At 74.8% G+C, this 488-nt stretch carries 1 protein-coding gene; it reads left to right on the top strand.

Annotation, left to right across the window (positions count from 1 at the left end; translation table 11 throughout):
• Positions 1 to 292 (top strand): hypothetical protein (locus tag AXK60_RS27280; protein ID WP_175400112.1); only part of this gene is annotated, 292 nt, incomplete at its 5' end.
• Between the last annotated feature and the right edge of the window lie 196 nt (positions 293 to 488).

Below are 488 nucleotides of genomic sequence, written 5' to 3'. Positions count from 1 at the left end.
CCGCGCCCGCCAGCTGATGGCCGCCGTCGCCGACCGCATCACCGCCGACCGCGCCGCGCACCGCGTCGCCGAGGACGCCATCTTCGAGCGCACCGACACAGGCCAACCGCTGGCCGGCAGCGGCATCTCTGCTGACGTCATCGCCGCGCACCGCACCCGCGACGCCCTCCGCGCCCAACGGCTGCACGAATACCTCAGCGCCCAGACCGCAGCGCGCCATCGCGCCGCCACCATCGCGGCCGCACGCGCGCGCGAGGCCGCCCGCGGCCTTGAAAGCGGCCTCGGCCTGTAAGTCGAGTTGGTGGACGAGATACTGCGCGCGGGGCGATACTCACCGCATGAGCGACGAACTCAACCTCGAACCCGCGGCAGCCAGCGGTGGCGTCGACAGCTGGAACGCCCCCGTGACCGCCGGCCTCACCGCGGCGGCCGTACCGGCACCCGTCGCGCCGACGGACCCGAGCCCCGCCACGGCAGCGATCGTCGCC

This window comes from Tsukamurella pseudospumae (genome assembly GCF_001575195.1).
GTDB classification, from domain to species: Bacteria; Actinomycetota; Actinomycetes; order Mycobacteriales; family Mycobacteriaceae; genus Tsukamurella; species Tsukamurella pseudospumae.
This window is presented reverse-complemented; position numbering and strand designations above follow the sequence as displayed.